Below are 16957 nucleotides of genomic sequence, written 5' to 3'. Positions count from 1 at the left end.
CCCGACAGGGATTTTCCGCGTCCCGCCTCGCTTATGCGCCTGAGGGTCTGTGATAAACTGCGGGCGATTACGTGAATGCAGGAATGTCTAATGGCAACAATGCTGGATGTCTCATTACGCGCGGGCGTGTCGAAAGCCACCGTGTCGCGCGTGCTGAATGGCACAGGTCAGGTGAAAGAGAGTACGCGGCAGCAGGTGTTTAACGCGATGGAAGAGCTGGGCTATCGCCCGAATTTTCTCGCGCAATCGCTGGCGAACCAGACCAGCAACAGCATTGGTCTGGTGGTCTCAACCTTTGACGGTTTTTACTTTGGTCGTCTGTTACAACAGGCCTCGCGCCAGACCGAAACCCACGGCAAGCAGCTGATTGTGACCGATGGTCACGACGCGCCCGAGCGCGAAGAGCAAGCGGTGCAGATGCTGGCCGACCGCCAGTGCGACGCCATCGTGCTCTACACGCGCTATATGAGTGAAAAGGCGATCATGAAGCTCATCAACAGCGTGAAAATGCCGCTGGTGGTGATTAACCGTGACGTCAGCCTGGCGCGCGATCGCTGCGTGTTCTTCGAGCAGCAGGACTCTGCGTTTAAAGCCGTGGATTATCTGATTAGCCAGGGCCACCGGGAGATCGCCTGTATTACAGTCCCGATCCATACGCCAACGGGCAAAGCGCGCCTGATGGGCTATCGCCAGGCGCTGGAAAAACACGGTATTGCCTGGGACGACAGGCGGGTGAAATATGGCGATGCGGGAATGACGCGGGGGTATGAGCTGTGCAACGAGCTGCTGAAAGAAAAGGTGCCGTTCACCGCCCTGTTTGCCTGTAACGATGATATGGCGCTCGGGTCGTCCAAAGCGATGCATCAGGCCGGGCTACGTATTCCGCAGGATATTTCGCTGTTTGGCTTTGACGATGCGCCAAGTGCGAAATGGCTGGAGCCCGCCCTCTCCACCGTCTATCTGCCGATCGATAATATGATCGTCACGGCAATCGATCAGGCGGTTCGGCTGGCGAACAACCAGCCGATCGAGACGATCCCGCCGTTTACCGGTACGCTGATGATCCGCGATTCGATAACGACAGGCCCGTACTACGCATCAAAATAGTTCGAGCGCGAGCAGTTCTTCGATGGTCTGGCGACGGCGAATCAGTCGCGCCACGCCGTGGTCAAACAGCACTTCCGGCAGCAGCGGGCGGCTGTTGTAGTTCGACGACATCGACGCCCCGTACGCGCCCGTATCGTGCAGCACCAGATAGTCACCAGGCTGGACGGCTGGCAGCGCGCGAGTTTCCACTTTGCCGCCCTCCTGCTGAGTAAACACATCGCCCGACTCACACAGCGGACCGGCGACCACGGTTTCTACCCTTGGCGCCTGGGTTAAATCGCGACCGTCCGCCGCCAGCGCCGTAATGTGGTGATAGCTGCCGTACATCGCCGGGCGCATCAGATCGTTAAAGCCTGCATCGACCAGCACGAAGTGACGGCTGCCCATCGCTTTCACGCTGCGCACCTGCGTCACCAGCACGCCGGATTCCGCCACCAGGAAGCGTCCCGGTTCGATTTCCAATTTGACCGCGTGGCCCAGATGGGCGGCAATTTTGTCGCGCGCCGCGCTCCACAGGCCGTAGTAGTGATCGGTGTCGATCGCCTCTTCCCCTTCACGATACGGGATCGACAGACCGCCACCGGCGGAGATCGCCTCCAGATCCTGACCAAATTCAATCACCTGGCGCACCATCGCGCCGCACACCTGCTCAAGATGACCATAATCCACGCCAGAACCGATGTGCATGTGGATGCCTACCAGCGTCAGGTTGTAGCGTTGCAAGACTTCCAGCGCGGCTGGCAGATCGGCATACCAGATGCCGTGTTTGCTGTTCTCTCCGCCGGTATTGGTTTTCTGGCTGTGGCCATGACCAAAGCCAGGATTCACGCGCAGCCACACGCGGTGGCCGGGTGAGACTTGCCCCAGCTGTTCCAGCATATCCACGGAACCGGCGTTTACCGGAATTTGCAGTTCATGCACGCGGGTGAGCGTCGCGCTATCGATCAGGTCGGCGGTAAAGACAATTGCATCGCTGTCGGTTTTCGGGTCGTACCCGGCCGCCAGCGCGCGTTCGATTTCACCCAGCGAAACGGAGTCCACTTTGACGCCCTGCTCGCGCATCAGACGCAAAATATGGATGTTCGAACAGGCTTTCTGGGCGAAACGCACCACGTCAAACTGATGCAGCGCCGCGATCTTTTCGCGAACGATCTGCGCGTCGTAAACCCAGACCGGGCAACCAAACTCGGCGGGTAAACGCAGCAGGTTTTCGGCGTTCAGATCGGTATCAGTACTGTTCAGCGGGCGTGGCATGGTGTTCTCCGGGTGACGTCATTTTTTTATTATTACGCCACAGGCGAAAGCGAATAAAAAATATCGTTTTATCCTGAGTCTATGCAAAAATGATATGGTTTACCGATAACAAAACAGGTGTCCTATGCCCGCCGTTAACCTACGTCATATCGAGATTTTTCACGCGGTGATGACCACCGGCAATCTGACGGAAGCCGCGCAGATGCTGCACACCTCGCAGCCGACGGTCAGCCGCGAACTGGCGCGGTTTGAAAAAGTGTTGGGATTGACGCTGTTCGCACGCGCGCGCGGGCGATTACATCCGACGGTACAGGGTTTGCGGTTGTTCGAGGAAGTTCAGCGCTCCTGGTACGGCCTGGACCGCATCGTCAGCGCGGCAGAGAGCCTGCGGGAGTTCCGCCAGGGCGAGCTGTCGATTGTCTGCCTGCCGGTCTTTTCGCAGTCGTTCCTGCCCCAGCTGCTTCAGCCGTTTCTCGCCCGCTATCCCGACGTCAATCTCACTATCGTGCCGCAGGAATCGCCCCTGCTTGAAGAGTGGCTCTCGGCGCAGCGGCATGATTTAGGCCTGACCGAAACGCTCGCCACGCCAGCGGGAACCGAGCGCACCGAGCTGCTGTCGCTGGATGAAGTCTGCGTGCTACCCGAGGGCCATCACCTCGCCAGCAAAAACGTATTAACGCCTGCGGATTTTCACGGCGAAAACTATATCAGCCTGTCGCAAACCGACAGCTATCGGCAGCTACTGGATACATTGTTCCTGGAACATCAGGTAAAACGGCGGATGGTGGTGGAGACGCACAGCGCGGCGTCCATCTGCGCGATGGTGCGCGCGGGCGTGGGGATTGCGGTGGTGAACCCGCTCACGGCGCTGGACTACGCAGGCAGCGGAATTGTAATCCGCCGCTTCAGCATTTCCGTGCCTTTCACCGTGAGCCTGATTCGCCCGCTGCATCGCCCGGTATCGGCGCTGGTTGAGGCATTTACAGAGCATTTAGTGGCCCATTCCCGCCAGATCGCCCAGCGCTTGCCGGACCTGGAAAGCTAAGGCATTACGAGAGCATAAATTCGACCGCATCGACGGCATGGATCGCCGTGGTATCGAACACCGGGAGCGCGCTTTCATCGGCCGGAACCAGCAGGCCAATCTCCGTGCAGCCGAAGATCACCCCTTCCGCGCCCTGCTTCGCCAGTTTATCAATCACGCTGAGATAGTAGTGGCGCGAAGCGTCGCTGAACGTCCCGAGGCACAGCTCTTCAAAGATGATCTGGTTGATGCGCGCCCGGTCGGCTTCATCCGGGACCAGGCTTTCAATACCGAACTGTGATTCCAGCCGCCCGCGATAGAAATCCTGCTCCATGGTGTAGCGCGTGCCCAGCAGCGCGACGCGTTTCATCCCGCTGGCGGCAATGGCGCGGCCGGTGGCATCGGCGATGTGCAGGAACGGCAGTGAGCAGCGGTCCTCAATCTGTGACGCCACTTTGTGCATGGTGTTGGTACAGAGCAAAATGCCTTCCGCCCCCGCGCGCTCCAGCCCCAGCGCCGCCTGCGCCAGAATCTCACCCGCTTTCTCCCATTCCCCGCTCGCCTGACAGGCTTCAATCTCGTGGAAATCGACGCTGTGCAGTAAAAGGCTCGCCGAATGCAGGCCGCCGAGACGCTGTTTGATACCTTCGTTAATCAGGCGGTAATAAGGGATGGTCGATTCCCAGCTCATTCCGCCCAGCAGACCGATCGTTTTCATCTTCTCTCCTTTTCGCTTTCCCCCAGTGAAGCAAACTTGTGATCCTGTTTCCAGTTATTTGGCTTGCCGTTTCCTTTTTAGTCGCAGTGGGATAAATTAATTAAAACAACGTTTCACTATAAGGACCAAAACGACGATGTTTATTTTCCACAAAGAGACACGGCTTGAGGATCTGGGCAATGGCGTGACGCGTCGTATTCTGGCGCATGACGGCAAAATGATGGCGGTGGAAGTCAATTTTGAGCAGGGCGCGATCGGCCCGATGCACAACCATCCGCACGAACAGCTGACCTACGTGCTGTCCGGCGAATTTGAATTCACCATTGGCGATGAGAAGCACGTGGTGACGGCGGGCGATACCCTTTATAAAGAACCGCACGTGATGCACGGCTGCGTGTGCCTGAAACCCGGCACGCTGCTGGATACCTTCACGCCGGTGCGCGAAGATTTTCTGCAATAAATAAAAAAGGGCGGTTTTCATCCGCCCTCTTCGTTATAGCTAAAACTTAATTCGTCGCCAGCTCAGGCTCTGGCATCGGTGAACGCGCAAGCATGGCTTCACGCACCAGGATGCTACCGCAGGCGAGGATCCCGCCGACCAGAGCGGCCAGAATGACAATCAGGGATTTACCCGGACCGTCTTTCTTCACCGGTATCGACGGCGAAAGCTGATACTTGAACGGCTCGAAATTCACATCGTTGATGGAGAGCTTTTCGAGCTGCGCCAGGTGATATTCGCGGTTCTGGAAATCGGCATTCAGCTCGGCCACATCTTTCAGGGATTTCTCAATCTGCAGCTTCTGCGCGATACCGTCTGCGCCCAGTGCAACGGAGTAATCCGGATCGTCTTTGACCGCCTGACCGTTGCTGTAAACCGGCTTTTTGATCCCGGCGGCGTTCGCCACTTCCAGCGAATAGTTGAGACGCTGAACGTTGGTGTTATGGATCGTCGTCAGGCGAACCCGATCCAGCTCCAGACGCTCTTTTTCCATCTGGGTTTTCAGCGCCAGGGCGTTTCGCACGTTGAGCATCGTCTCTTGCTCAACGATGGCGGAGATGTAGTCGATATACCCTTTCAGCACAATCTGAGCATCTTCTGCCGTCGGGGCGCTAAAGCTCAATGTCCAGGAGGTGTACGGCGCTTTCTCGGCATTTTTGCCCGCCGCGTTGTCGATGGCGGTCATGCGTTCAGCAATATTGACCGCCGCACGGTGTAAGTCCTGCGGATCGATGTCGGCGTCTTTCAACTGCGCCATCACGAACGGTGAGCTCTTGAGATACTCTTCCAGCAGCGACTGGGACTGAAACTTTTTGATAAACAGGTTAAAGATGTCCGAGCGCTTCACGCTGATATCCACGTCCAACACCTGCAGCGCGACGAGCATTCTCTGCACTTCACTCCACTGGGACTGCTCTGCGGCGGTGACCACCGCTTTACTGGTCCACTTTTGCGGCATCAGGAAGGACGCGATGAGACCCACCATAGCAAAGGCAAAAACTACGGCGATAATCCGCTTTCTGGCGGCAAATAAGATGTCGAACAGACCCAGCAGATCAATTTCTTTCTGGGCAACGACCGGGGGAGGATAACTGGCAAAATGCAGCTCCGTGCTTTTTTTGATATCCATAGCAGACTTGCTCATTCTTTTGGTTAAGTTGCAGTGAAATTCTGCCAATGACAGTTAGGAAAAAGGGATGATACCCGAAAGTAAGAATCATCTGAATGTTAGTTTGCAAAAAATGAGGAATGTGCTACGAAATTTGGTAGTTAGTCTCAGCCAGTTATTGAATGTTACAAAGACACCTGTCTGACCCATCACAACTCTTCTCTCCTTCGGCTTTTCTTCTCCAGTAAAGTCAAAATTGCCAGCCACCTCACCTTATTGAAACAGCGTTTCGACCGCGATCACATTTCCACCATTTATCGAATGACGCAGAAACAAATCGCAATAAAATAAATTAAAACGATGTTTTACAAATTAAGGACGGCGGTTCGTCAGTTTTTGAAACCCTGAAAGTTCCCGAACCAGGGCAACAAGAAAACATCTTACAAATCAGAAGGTAAATGGAGTAACACTCGTGCAACGCACAGCGAACACACGTTTCCCCGTCTCGTAAATGAGACGCGGGAAGCAGCACCACCAGCAGATTCCGTTTTAAACCATTGATTGCCAGGTAGGTATGTATGAATGAAAACAAAATGCTGGGGCTAGCGTGGATATCACCCTACATTATCGGGTTGATAATCTTTACCGCGTTTCCCTTTGTCTCATCGTTCTTTCTCAGTTTTACGGATTACGATCTGATGAGCCCGCCGGTTTTTAACGGCATTGAGAATTACCGCTACATGTTTACGGAAGATACGCTCTTCTGGAAATCCATGGGCGTGACCTTTGCGTATGTATTTTTGACCATCCCGCTGAAGCTTGCCTTTGCGCTTGGGATTGCATTTGTCCTCAACTTCAAATTACGCGGCATAGGATTCTTCCGAACTGCCTATTATATTCCGTCCATTCTCGGCAGCTCCGTCGCCATTGCTGTTTTGTGGCGCGCGCTGTTTGCGATTGATGGCCTGTTGAATAGCTTTATCGGCGTATTTGGCCTCGACCCGGTGAACTGGCTCGGCGAGCCTTCTCTGGCGCTGATGTCCGTGACCTTACTGCGCGTCTGGCAGTTCGGTTCTGCGATGGTCATCTTCCTGGCTGCCCTGCAAAACGTGCCGCAGTCTCAGTATGAAGCAGCAATGATCGACGGTGCGTCTAAATGGCAGATGTTCATGAAAGTGACCGTGCCGCTGATTACGCCGGTGATCTTCTTCAACTTCATCATGCAGACCACCCAGGCGTTCCAGGAATTTACCGGACCGTACGTGATAACGGGCGGTGGACCAACCTACTCGACCTATCTGTTCTCACTCTACATCTACGACACCGCCTTCAAATACTTTGATATGGGCTACGGCGCGGCACTGGCCTGGGTTCTGTTCCTGGTCGTCGCGGTCTTCGCCGCTATTGCCTTTAAGTCTTCGAAATACTGGGTGTTCTACTCCGCCGATAAGGGAGGCAAAAATGGCTGATATTCAGGAACTCTCCACGGCGAGAAGCATCGCGGAACGCGAAGTGGCTCGCACGCTGCGCAAAGAGAAGATCAACGCCAGCATTCGCTACGTGATCCTGCTGTTTGTCGGCCTGCTGATGCTCTATCCGCTGGTGTGGATGTTCTCGGCGTCGTTCAAACCGAACCACGAGATCTTCACCACCCTGAGCCTGTGGCCCGCCCACGCCACCTGGGACGGCTTCGTCAACGGCTGGAAAACCGGTACCGAATACAACTTTGGTCATTACATGCTGAACACCTTTAAGTATGTGATCCCGAAAGTGATTCTGACCATTATCTCCTCCACCATCGTGGCGTACGGCTTTGCCCGCTTCGAGATCCCGTGGAAGAAATTCTGGTTCGCCACGCTCATCACCACCATGCTGCTGCCGAGCACGGTCCTGCTGATCCCGCAGTACCTGATGTTCCGCGAAATGGGCATGCTGAACAGCTATATGCCGCTGTACCTGCCGCTGGCGTTTGCCACTCAGGGGTTCTTCGTCTTCATGCTGATTCAGTTCCTGCGCGGCGTGCCGCGTGACATGGAAGAGGCGGCGCAGATCGACGGTTGTAACTCAATTCAGGTGCTCTGGTACGTGGTGGTACCGATTCTGAAACCGGCCATTATCTCCGTCGCCCTGTTCCAGTTCATGTGGTCAATGAACGACTTTATCGGGCCGCTGATTTACGTCTATAGCGTGGATAAATACCCGATTGCACTGGCTCTGAAAATGTCCATCGACGTCACCGAAGGTGCGCCGTGGAACGAAATTCTGGCAATGGCGAGCATCTCCATTCTGCCATCCATCATTGTCTTCTTCCTGGCACAGCGCTACTTCGTACAGGGCGTAACCAGCAGCGGAATCAAAGGTTAAGAGGGAAATATCATGGCTGAAGTTATTTTCAACAAACTGGAAAAGGTCTACTCCAACGGCTTCAAAGCGGTACATGCTATCGACCTGAAAATCGCTGAGGGGGAGTTCATGGTGATCGTCGGGCCATCCGGCTGCGCCAAATCCACCACCCTGCGTATGCTGGCGGGTCTGGAAACCATCAGCGGCGGCGAAGTGCGCATCGGCGAGAAGATCGTCAACAACCTCGCGCCAAAAAAGCGTGGAATTGCGATGGTGTTCCAGAACTACGCGCTCTATCCGCACATGACCGTGCGCGAAAATCTGGCCTTTGGTCTGAAGCTGAGCAAAATGCCGAAAGATCAGATTGAGTCCCAGGTGAACGAAGCGGCGAAAATCCTCGAACTGGAAGAGCTGCTGGATCGTCTGCCGCGTCAGCTCTCTGGCGGCCAGGCGCAGCGCGTGGCCGTGGGCCGCGCGATTGTGAAAAAGCCCGACGTGTTCCTGTTCGATGAACCGCTCTCCAACCTCGACGCCAAACTGCGCGCCTCGATGCGCATCCGTATCTCTGACCTGCACAAGCAGCTGAAGAAATCCGGCAAACCGGCGACCACCGTCTACGTGACGCACGATCAGACGGAAGCGATGACCATGGGCGACCGCATCTGCGTCATGAAGCTCGGCCACATCATGCAGGTGGACACCCCGGACAACCTGTACCACAAGCCGAAAAACATGTTCGTGGCGGGCTTTATCGGCGCGCCGGAGATGAACATCCGCGCCACTCGCCTGGTCGATCAACAGGGCCGCCTGGCGCTGAGCATCGGCAGCGAAACCATGCCGTTAAGCGAAACCCTGCACGACAAAGTGGTCGGCCATCAGGCACAGGACACTTTCTACGGCATTCGCCCGGAATTCGTCTCGGTCTCTGACGAACCGTTCGCCGAAGGCGGCTGCAGCGGTGAGCTGGTGCGCGTGGAGAATATGGGTCACGAGTTCTTCGTCTACCTGAAAGTGTCCGATTACGAACTGACCGCCCGAATTCCTTCCGATGAAGCTAAGCCGATGATTGATAAAGGTCTTCATCGTCAGGTGTATTTCAAGTTTGATATGAATAAGTGCCACATTTTTGATGCAAAAACTGAACTGAACATCTCAATCTAACTGGAGTTTATAAGAATGAAAAAAGTGCTTTTAAGCGCAGCAATCTCCGCTACCCTGGGTCTTACTGCCCTGCCGACGATGGCGCAAGATGTTGATTTACGTATGTCCTGGTGGGGCGGCAACGGTCGCCATCAGGTCACCCTGAAAGCGTTAGAAGAGTTCCACAAACAGAATCCGGACATCACCGTCAAAGCCGAATACACCGGCTGGGACGGCCACCTGTCGCGTCTGACCACCCAGATTGCGGGCGGCACTGAGCCTGACGTGATGCAGACCAACTGGAACTGGCTGCCGATCTTCTCGAAAACCGGCGACGGCTTCTACGATCTGAACAAAATGAAGGACGTGATCGACCTGTCCCAGTTCGATCCGAAAGAGCTGCAGTCCACCACCGTCGACGGCAAACTGAACGGTATTCCGATCTCCGTCACCGCGCGCGTGTTCTATTTTAACGATGAGACCTGGAAAAAAGCGGGCGTTGAGTACCCGAAAACCTGGGACGAACTGAAAGCGGCGGGTAAAGCTTTTGAGAGCAAGCTGGGTAAACAGTATTACCCGGTGGTTCTGGAACATCAGGACACCCTGGCGCTGCTGAATTCCTACATGATTCAGAAATACAACATCCCGGCGGTGGATGAAAAAGCGAAAAAATTCTCCTACAGCAAAGAGCAGTGGGTGGAATTCTTCCAGACTTACAAAGATCTGGTGGATAGCCACGTGATGCCTGATACCAAGTACTACGCGTCATTCGGCAAGAGCAACATGTACGAAATGAAGCCGTGGATCCAGGGCGAATGGGGCGGCACCTACATGTGGAACTCCACCATCAACAAATACTCCGACAACCTGAAGCCACCGGCAAAACTGGAGCTGGGTAACTATCCAATGCTGCCAGGCGCAACGGATGCGGGCCTGTTCTTCAAACCGGCGCAGATGCTCTCCATCGGTAAGTCGAGCAAAAACCCGGAAGCGGCGGCGAAAGTCATTAACTTCCTGCTGAACAGCAAAGAGGGCGTGGATACGCTGGGTCTGGAGCGCGGCGTGCCGCTGAGCAAAGTGGCGGTGAAATACCTGACGGAAGACGGCACCATCAAAGAGAACGATCCGGCGGTCGCTGGCCTGCGTCTGGCGCAGTCTCTGCCAGCCAAACTCTCCGTGTCGCCATACTTTGACGATCCGCAGATCGTGGCGCAGTTCGGCACCTCTCTGCAGTACATCGACTACGGCCAGAAATCCGTTGAAGAGACCGCAACCGACTTCCAGCGTCAGGCGGAACGCATCCTGAAACGCGCGATGCGCTAATTCCATTGCCCTACCCTGCCCTGTCACTTCCGGTGGCAGGGTATTTTTTTATCCGGAGAATTTCCTATGAAAGGCAAAATCATCCCGCTGAATTTTCGCACGCGCCTGGACAGTCAAACGGGGCACGAAGTGATACGGATGACGCCCCCGCACATCATTTGTCATCGCAACTACTTCTACCAAAAGTGCTTTACTCAGGACGGCAGCAAGCTAATTTTTGGCGGCGCGTTCGAGGGGCACTGGAATTACTACCTGCTGGATATCGCCAGACAGCAAGCCACCCAGCTCACCGACGGGGCGGGCGATAACACCTTTGGCGGCTTTTTATCGGCTGACGACCAGTCTCTGTGGTACGTCAAAAACAGCCGCGAACTGCGGCGCGTCTGCCTCGAGAGCTTCGAAGAGCAGATTGTGTATCAAGTGGATGACGAGTGGGTGGCATACGGCACCTGGGTCGCCAATTCCGACGGCACAAAACTGGTTGGGATCGAAATCAAAAAGCGCGACTGGCAGCCCCTGACCGACTGGAGCAAGTTCCGCGCATTTTACTTCACCCAGCCTGAGTGCCGCCTGATCAATATCGATCTGCGCACCGGCGAACAGCAGGTGATTTTGCAGGAGAAACGCTGGCTAGGGCACCCGATCTACCGTCCGTTTGACGACAGCACCGTGGCGTTTTGCCACGAAGGGCCGCGCGATGCGATCGACGCCCGCATGTGGCTCATCAACCCCGATGGCAGCAACCTGCGTAAGGTGCGCCAGCACGCGGCGGGTGAAAGTTTTACCCATGAGTTTTGGGTGCCGGACGGTTCGGCGCTCTACTACGTCGCGCATAAGGAGAAGGATCCGCAGCGCTATCTTTGCAGCGCCGATCCGCTGACGCTGGAAAATCGTCAGCTGATGGCGATCCCGCCCTGTTCGCATCTGATGAGCAACCACGACGGCTCGCTGATCGTCGGCGACGGCGCACCGCATAACACGGGCGATATCAGCCTGAACGATCCGTTTATCTGGGTGTTTGATATTAACGCCGGAACGCAAAAGGCGATTTGCCAGCACAACACCAGCTGGAAAGTGCTCGACGGCGACCGTCAGGTGACGCATCCGCACCCGTCGTTTTCGCCGGACAATCAGTGGGTGCTGTATACGTCGGATGAGGAAGGGATGCCGGCGTTGTATCTGGCGCGGGTGTAAAAAAAGCCGGGTGGCGGCTACGCCTTACCCGGCCTACTCAGTACCGTAGGCCCGGCAAGCGCAGCGCCGCCGGGCACTAAAATTACACACCAATATTTCTTAACTTCTCCCCCGCCATCAGCCTGCGTTCAATATGTTCCAGAGTGACGTTTTTGGTTTCAGGAATCAGCCAGAACGTGATGCCGATAAATGCCACATTCAGCACCGTGTAGAGCCAGAATGTTCCCGCTGCTCCGATGGAATCAAGCAGGGTCAGGAAGGTCGCGCCGATAATCATGTTCGACACCCAGTTGGTGGTGGTGGAACAGGTGATACCAAAGTCGCGGCATTTCAGGGGCTGGATCTCCGAGCACAGGATCCACACCACCGGCGCGGCGCTCATCGCGTAACCGGCGATGCACATCATCGTCATCCCGACGGAAAGCCACGAAAGACTGCTGGACGCCGTGCCGTTATCGAACTGCATCAGGCAATACCCGAGGATCAGCGTCCCGAGCGCCATCACGCTAAAGCCGATTTTCAGCGCCGGTTTGCGCCCCGCTTTATCGACGGTAAACACCGCAATAAAGGTGGCGAACATAAAGGTCAAGCCCACCACCAGCGTGGCGATCATCTGCTGTTCGGTGGTGGTAAATCCGGCCATTTTGAAGATCCGCGGGGCGTAATACATGATGATGTTCATCCCGGTGAACTGTTGCATCGCCTGCAGCAACATCCCAAGAAACACCGCCCGGCGCACGTTGCGGTTGGCTTTAAACAGCGACCAGCCGCCCTGCTTCAGCTTCAGGCTTTCGCGGATTTCGTTCAGCTCTTCACGCGCTTTTTCCGAGGTGTCTCGCAGCATGCGCAGCACCTCTTCCGCCTCAACGTGACGCCCTTTTTGCGCCAGCCAGCGCGGGCTGTTCGGCAGAAAAATCACCAGTACCATCAGCAACACGGCAGGCAGCGCCAGCACGCCGAGCATCGCCCGCCAGTTGCCGCTGTAGCTGAAATACGTGTCCGACAGGAACGCCAGCACGATCCCCAGCGTCACCATCAGCTGATACATGCTGATCATTTTCCCGCGTACGTTTTCGCTCGCCATTTCAGAGAGATAGAGCGGCGCGGTGTAGGATGCAATCCCCACCGCCACACCCAACAGCACGCGGGAGAGCAGCAAAGCCTCGACGCCCGTCGCAAACGCGGAACCGAGCGAACCGGCGACGAACAGCACTGCGCCGACCATCAGGCTGTACTTGCGCCCGAGCCGGAACGAGAGCCAGCCGTTGAACAGCGCACCCAGCGCCGCCCCGAGCATCATGCTGCTTACAACCCACTCCTGCAGACGGCTGCTGAGGGTAAAGTGGTCGGTAATAAACGGCAGCGCACCGGCGATCACGCCGATATCCAGGCCAAACAGCAAACCGGCCACCGCCGCCGAAACGGAAACAAACAGATTCATTCTGCGGGTATCGCGCAGGGCGCGGGGCATTAAGGTCGAGTCATTAATTGAGGTCATCATTTCCTGCCTGAACAGCGTTAAGACGTTAACTGAAATTACGAGAAAGCCAGCAAAAGTGTCAGGCCGTAAAACGTGAAGTTATGGATTATCTGGCTGGGCAGTAGCGTTCTGTGATGGACATTACAATTTCAACTCTGAGTAATTAATCACCATTTATTGTTAATGCGTTAATTTATAAGCCATAAAGTTGTGATGCATGTCCATATGGGCTTTTCACTATGGATTTTATGACTTTATGAATATGGACAAGGCGATTTTTGGCCAAAAAAAACCTCCGCACCAGGCAGAGGTTTCTTCGCAGGGCGAGAATTAACGCGCCAGCCAGCCACCGTCGACCGCAACGGTGTAGCCGTTGATGTAGTCAGATGCAGGCGATGCCAGGAACACAATCGGCCCCATCAGATCGCTCGGCAAGCCCCAGCGGCCCGCCGGGATGCGATCCAGAATTTCTGCGCTACGCGCTTCGTCCGCACGCAGCTGCTGGGTGTTGTTGGTCGCCATGTAGCCCGGCGCAATCGCGTTAACGTTGATGTTGTGCTTGGCCCACTCGTTCGCCAGCAGACGGGTCACACCCATCACCGCACTTTTAGAGGCGGTGTAAGACGGAACCCGGATGCCGCCCTGGAAGGAGAGCATCGAGGCGATATTGATGATCTTGCCGCCGTTACCCTGGGCGATAAAGTGCTTCGCCGCCGCCTGAGACATGAAGAACACGCTCTTAATGTTCAGGTTCATGACGTCATCCCAGTCGCGCTCGCTGAAGTTGATCGCGTCTTCACGACGAATCAAACCGGCGTTGTTCACCAGCACATCGATATGACCAAATTCAGCCACCGCGCGGTCCAGCAGCTCAGGGATCACGTCGATTTTACGCAGGTCAGCCGTCAGGCTCAGGAAGCGACGGCCCAGCGCGGTAACGCGCTCGATAGTTTCAGTAGGTTCAACAATGTTGATCCCCACGATGTCGCAGCCCGCTTCCGCCAGACCCAGCGCCATACCCTGGCCCAGACCGGTGTCACACCCGGTCACGACCGCTACTTTACCCTGCAGAGAAAATGCATCCAGAATCATGTTTGTTCCTTAATCTTTCAGAGCCTGTCACGAACAGGCAGGTTTATGCTCAACTGCCCGCGACTAGCGCAGATCCTTAACAGCGACGTGGTCCATGTCATCGAAGACCTGGTTTTCACCGACCATCCCCCAGATGAAGGTATAGGCTTTGGTGCCAACACCTGAGTGAATGGACCAGCTCGGCGAAATCACCGCCTGTTCGTTTTGCATCACGATATGGCGCGTCTCTTGCGGCTGCCCCATCATGTGGAACACGCAGGCGTCTTCGTCCATGTTGAAATAGAAGTACACTTCCATGCGGCGCTCATGGGTATGGCACGGCATGGTGTTCCACAGATTGCCTGGGTCGAGTTCGGTCAGGCCCATGCTGAGCTGGCAGGTTTCCAGCACATCGGGAACGAAGTATTTGTTGATGGTGCGGCGGTTGCTGGTGAGGTTGTCGCCGAGGGTGACCGGCGCGACGTCCGCAGGCGTCACTTTTTTGGTCGGGTAGGCCGTGTGAGCCGGAGCGCAGTTGTAGTAGAACTTCGCCGGTTTGCTGCTATCGATGCTGGCGAACACCACTTCCTGCGCGCCTTTACCGACATAGAGGGCATCACGATGACCGATTTCAAAGCACTTGCCGTCAACGGTGATGGTGCCCGGCCCGCCGATGTTGATCACACCCAGCTCGCGGCGCTCGAGGAAATAGCTCACGCCCAGCTGTTTACCCACTTCGCCGCCCACAGAGACGGTTTTGCTGGCTGGCATAATGCCGCCGACAATGATGCGGTCGATGTGGCTGTACACCATGGTGTACTCATCAGCAACAAACACCTTCTCAACTAAAAACTCATCGCGCAGCCCCTGAGTATCCAGTGTCTTAGCGTGCGCGCTGTGGATGCTTTGTCTGACGTCCACATTTACCTCCAGAATTGATCGTGCCCGAGGGCCAGGATAATTAACGAAACAACGTTCCGTTTTCTCGATGGGGACATAGTATCCGCTGCGAAATGGGTTTTCAATTACATTTAAAACGTTGTTTCACTTTTTCTGCATGTTATTGGCAGAAGTGTAGTTTGGATCACGATTGTTGAGAGTTGACGCGGCTTGCGATGTGTTTGAAGGGAAAACAGGACAGAACATTTATCATAGTAAACAATAAATTATAAAACCTTTAAGTTTTGACAGCAGAGAAAACATTCGCTGTTCAAAATCAAAGATACTCATCACCGCCGACAATTAATCTTACAAAGTGCGCCATCAGTCACACACATTGAAACGATGTTTTGATAATTTAATACTCAGTTTTTAACTTATCGCTTGAAGGAGCACATCATGGCTAAAGGTATGCGGGTCACGCTGAACTATGACGTCAGCCAGGATCCGGATACGGGCGTGGAAATCACCCGCCTGACCCCACCGGAAATCACCTGTCATCGAAACTACTTTTATCAGAAGTGCTTCTTTAATGATGGCAGCCACCTGCTGTTCGCCGGGGAGTTCGACGGCCACTGGAACTACTACCTGCTGGATCTGAAAAAAGCCGAAGCGGTGCAGCTGACGGAAGGCGCGGGGGATAACACCTTCGGCGGTTTTCTGTCGCCGGACGATAAGTCCCTCTATTACGTCAAAAACGATCGCACCCTGCTGGAAGTGAATCTTGAGACGCTGGTCGAGCGCGAAGTGTATCGCGTCTCCGACGAGTGGGTTGGCTACGGCACCTGGGTCGCCAACAGCGATTGCACCAAACTGGTCGGAATCGAGATCGCAAAAAGTGACTGGACGCCGCTCAACGACTGGAAAATTTTCCACGACTTCTTCCACAAGGGACCGCACTGCCGCCTGCTGCGCGTGGATCTGAAAACCGGCGCAAGCGCGACCATTCATGAAGAGAAGAACTGGCTCGGCCACCCGATCTATCGCCCGTTCGACGACAACACCGTCGCCTTCTGCCATGAAGGGCCGCACGACCTGGTCGATGCGCGGATGTGGATGGTGAATGAAGACGGGAGCAACGTGCGCAAAGTGAAAGAGCACGCCGAAGGCGAGAGCTGCACCCATGAATTCTGGGTGCCGAACGGCTCCGCGCTGGTGTATGTCTCCTATCTGAAGGGCCAGCAGGGCCGTACCATTTACAGCTTCAACCCGGATACCGGCGTCAACGAAGCGGTAATGCAGATGCCCGCTTGCTCCCATTTGATGAGTAACTTCGACGGCACGCTGCTGGTCGGCGACGGCTCCGGCACGCCGGTGGATGTGAAAGACACCAGCGGGTATACCATCGATAACGATCCTTATCTTTATGCTTTTGACGTGGCGAAGAAAGCGCACTTCCGCATCGCCCGGCATGACACCTCCTGGGCCACCGTGGCGAACAGCCGTCAGGTGACTCACCCGCATCCATCCTTTACCCCGGATGATAAAGCGGTACTGTTCAGTTCCGATAAAGACGGCAAACCGGCCCTCTATATCGCGAAACTCCCCGAGCAACCTGAAATGTTGCATGCATGATTAGTTAGTGTTTCTGTAACTGGCCTTGCCCTCCTCCTGGAGGGCTTTTTTTTGACGAATTTAATGTGTTTTGTAGGCCCGATAAGCGAAGCGCCATCGGGCGCTTTTGCCGGGTGGCGCTGCGCTTGCACCGGCCTACAAAACCGGTTTGATATGAACGCAAAAAGCCGGCTCACAATGGA

At 55.3% G+C, this 16957-nt stretch carries 15 protein-coding genes; 9 read left to right on the top strand and 6 right to left on the bottom strand.

What is annotated here, in order from left to right; translation table 11 throughout:
- Positions 1 to 90 precede the first annotated feature (90 nt).
- Positions 91 to 1107 carry a LacI family DNA-binding transcriptional regulator gene (locus tag AC3WS9_RS04490; RefSeq protein WP_282494473.1) on the top strand — a complete coding sequence of 339 codons (1017 nt, stop codon included), beginning with the start codon at positions 91 to 93 and terminating at the stop codon, positions 1105 to 1107.
- Here AC3WS9_RS04490 and lysA read toward each other — a convergent pair.
- The gene (gene lysA / locus AC3WS9_RS04485) at positions 1099 to 2361 is read right to left on the bottom strand and encodes a diaminopimelate decarboxylase (RefSeq protein WP_285150894.1); all 1263 of its coding nucleotides are present in this window, start codon (positions 2359 to 2361) and stop codon (positions 1099 to 1101) included. The genes AC3WS9_RS04490 and lysA overlap by 9 nt on opposite strands.
- Positions 2362 to 2485: 124 nt before the next feature.
- On the opposite strand from lysA, the gene AC3WS9_RS04480 reads away from it, so the two are divergent.
- Complete coding sequence (locus AC3WS9_RS04480) at positions 2486 to 3406, top strand: LysR family transcriptional regulator (RefSeq protein ID WP_492486946.1); 921 nt, start codon at positions 2486 to 2488, stop codon at positions 3404 to 3406.
- A 4-nt stretch (positions 3407 to 3410) separates the two neighbouring features.
- Here AC3WS9_RS04480 and AC3WS9_RS04475 read toward each other — a convergent pair whose 3' ends face one another.
- The gene (locus AC3WS9_RS04475; protein ID WP_492486944.1) at positions 3411 to 4103 is read right to left on the bottom strand and encodes an aspartate/glutamate racemase; all 693 of its coding nucleotides are present in this window, start codon (positions 4101 to 4103) and stop codon (positions 3411 to 3413) included.
- Between the two features lie 136 nt (positions 4104 to 4239).
- Between AC3WS9_RS04475 and AC3WS9_RS04470 the strand changes: the two genes are divergently transcribed.
- The gene (locus tag AC3WS9_RS04470; RefSeq protein WP_282494469.1) at positions 4240 to 4563 is read left to right on the top strand and encodes a cupin domain-containing protein; all 324 of its coding nucleotides are present in this window, start codon (positions 4240 to 4242) and stop codon (positions 4561 to 4563) included.
- Positions 4564 to 4609: 46 nt separating this feature from the next.
- Here the strand turns inward: AC3WS9_RS04470 and wzz(fepE) are convergent, their stop codons facing one another.
- Positions 4610 to 5731 carry an LPS O-antigen length regulator Wzz(fepE) gene (gene wzz(fepE) / locus AC3WS9_RS04465; protein WP_492486942.1) on the bottom strand — a complete coding sequence of 374 codons (1122 nt, stop codon included), beginning with the start codon at positions 5729 to 5731 and terminating at the stop codon, positions 4610 to 4612.
- Positions 5732 to 6288: 557 nt separating this feature from the next.
- On the opposite strand from wzz(fepE), the gene AC3WS9_RS04460 reads away from it, so the two are divergent.
- From AC3WS9_RS04460 to AC3WS9_RS04440, 5 genes are all read left to right on the top strand, one after another.
- Complete coding sequence (locus AC3WS9_RS04460; protein ID WP_095283226.1) at positions 6289 to 7179, top strand: carbohydrate ABC transporter permease; 891 nt, start codon at positions 6289 to 6291, stop codon at positions 7177 to 7179.
- Entirely contained in the window at positions 7172 to 8074 is a 903-nt protein-coding gene (locus AC3WS9_RS04455; protein ID WP_282494467.1) for a carbohydrate ABC transporter permease, read from the top strand. Before AC3WS9_RS04460 ends, AC3WS9_RS04455 begins: the two co-directional genes overlap by 8 nt.
- A gap of 12 nt (positions 8075 to 8086) precedes the next feature.
- Entirely contained in the window at positions 8087 to 9214 is a 1128-nt protein-coding gene (locus AC3WS9_RS04450) for an ABC transporter ATP-binding protein (protein WP_492486939.1), read from the top strand.
- Between the two features lie 15 nt (positions 9215 to 9229).
- Complete coding sequence (locus AC3WS9_RS04445; RefSeq protein ID WP_282494465.1) at positions 9230 to 10516, top strand: ABC transporter substrate-binding protein; 1287 nt, start codon at positions 9230 to 9232, stop codon at positions 10514 to 10516.
- Between the two features lie 66 nt (positions 10517 to 10582).
- Positions 10583 to 11710, top strand: a complete 1128-nt coding sequence (locus AC3WS9_RS04440; RefSeq protein WP_492486937.1) for an oligogalacturonate lyase family protein — start codon at positions 10583 to 10585, stop codon at positions 11708 to 11710.
- 82 nt (positions 11711 to 11792) lie between these two features.
- Here AC3WS9_RS04440 and araE read toward each other — a convergent pair whose 3' ends face one another.
- The 3 genes from araE to kduI form a co-directional block, all read right to left on the bottom strand.
- Positions 11793 to 13226, bottom strand: a complete 1434-nt coding sequence (gene araE / locus AC3WS9_RS04435; RefSeq protein WP_282494507.1) for an arabinose-proton symporter AraE — start codon at positions 13224 to 13226, stop codon at positions 11793 to 11795.
- 294 nt (positions 13227 to 13520) lie between these two features.
- Positions 13521 to 14282 carry a 2-dehydro-3-deoxy-D-gluconate 5-dehydrogenase KduD gene (kduD, locus tag AC3WS9_RS04430; protein WP_282494463.1) on the bottom strand — a complete coding sequence of 254 codons (762 nt, stop codon included), beginning with the start codon at positions 14280 to 14282 and terminating at the stop codon, positions 13521 to 13523.
- A gap of 63 nt (positions 14283 to 14345) precedes the next feature.
- Positions 14346 to 15182 carry a 5-dehydro-4-deoxy-D-glucuronate isomerase gene (gene kduI / locus AC3WS9_RS04425; protein WP_282494462.1) on the bottom strand — a complete coding sequence of 279 codons (837 nt, stop codon included), beginning with the start codon at positions 15180 to 15182 and terminating at the stop codon, positions 14346 to 14348.
- A 417-nt stretch (positions 15183 to 15599) separates the two neighbouring features.
- Here kduI and AC3WS9_RS04420 point away from each other — a divergent pair, with 417 nt between their 5' ends.
- The gene (locus AC3WS9_RS04420; protein WP_285154002.1) at positions 15600 to 16775 is read left to right on the top strand and encodes an oligogalacturonate lyase family protein; all 1176 of its coding nucleotides are present in this window, start codon (positions 15600 to 15602) and stop codon (positions 16773 to 16775) included.
- Positions 16776 to 16957 lie beyond the last annotated feature (182 nt).

The sequence above is a fragment of the Lelliottia sp. EB106-05-01-XG201 genome, assembly GCF_058791735.1.
This window is presented reverse-complemented; position numbering and strand designations above follow the sequence as displayed.

Excerpts from the sequence above, each read along its gene's own strand:
- AC3WS9_RS04450 (WP_492486939.1), top strand. The coding sequence starts at position 8,087 with ATGGCTGAAGTTATTTTCAACAAACTGGAAAAGGTCTACTCCAACGGC.
- AC3WS9_RS04460 (WP_095283226.1), top strand. The coding sequence starts at position 6,289 with ATGAATGAAAACAAAATGCTGGGGCTAGCGTGGATATCACCCTACATT.
- AC3WS9_RS04455 (WP_282494467.1), top strand. The coding sequence starts at position 7,172 with ATGGCTGATATTCAGGAACTCTCCACGGCGAGAAGCATCGCGGAACGC.
- AC3WS9_RS04420 (WP_285154002.1), top strand. The coding sequence starts at position 15,600 with ATGGCTAAAGGTATGCGGGTCACGCTGAACTATGACGTCAGCCAGGAT.
- AC3WS9_RS04490 (WP_282494473.1), top strand. The coding sequence starts at position 91 with ATGGCAACAATGCTGGATGTCTCATTACGCGCGGGCGTGTCGAAAGCC.
- AC3WS9_RS04445 (WP_282494465.1), top strand. The coding sequence starts at position 9,230 with ATGAAAAAAGTGCTTTTAAGCGCAGCAATCTCCGCTACCCTGGGTCTT.
- lysA (WP_285150894.1), bottom strand. The coding sequence starts at position 2,361 with ATGCCACGCCCGCTGAACAGTACTGATACCGATCTGAACGCCGAAAAC.
- kduD (WP_282494463.1), bottom strand. The coding sequence starts at position 14,282 with ATGATTCTGGATGCATTTTCTCTGCAGGGTAAAGTAGCGGTCGTGACC.
- AC3WS9_RS04440 (WP_492486937.1), top strand. The coding sequence starts at position 10,583 with ATGAAAGGCAAAATCATCCCGCTGAATTTTCGCACGCGCCTGGACAGT.
- AC3WS9_RS04470 (WP_282494469.1), top strand. The coding sequence starts at position 4,240 with ATGTTTATTTTCCACAAAGAGACACGGCTTGAGGATCTGGGCAATGGC.
- AC3WS9_RS04480 (WP_492486946.1), top strand. The coding sequence starts at position 2,486 with ATGCCCGCCGTTAACCTACGTCATATCGAGATTTTTCACGCGGTGATG.
- AC3WS9_RS04475 (WP_492486944.1), bottom strand. The coding sequence starts at position 4,103 with ATGAAAACGATCGGTCTGCTGGGCGGAATGAGCTGGGAATCGACCATC.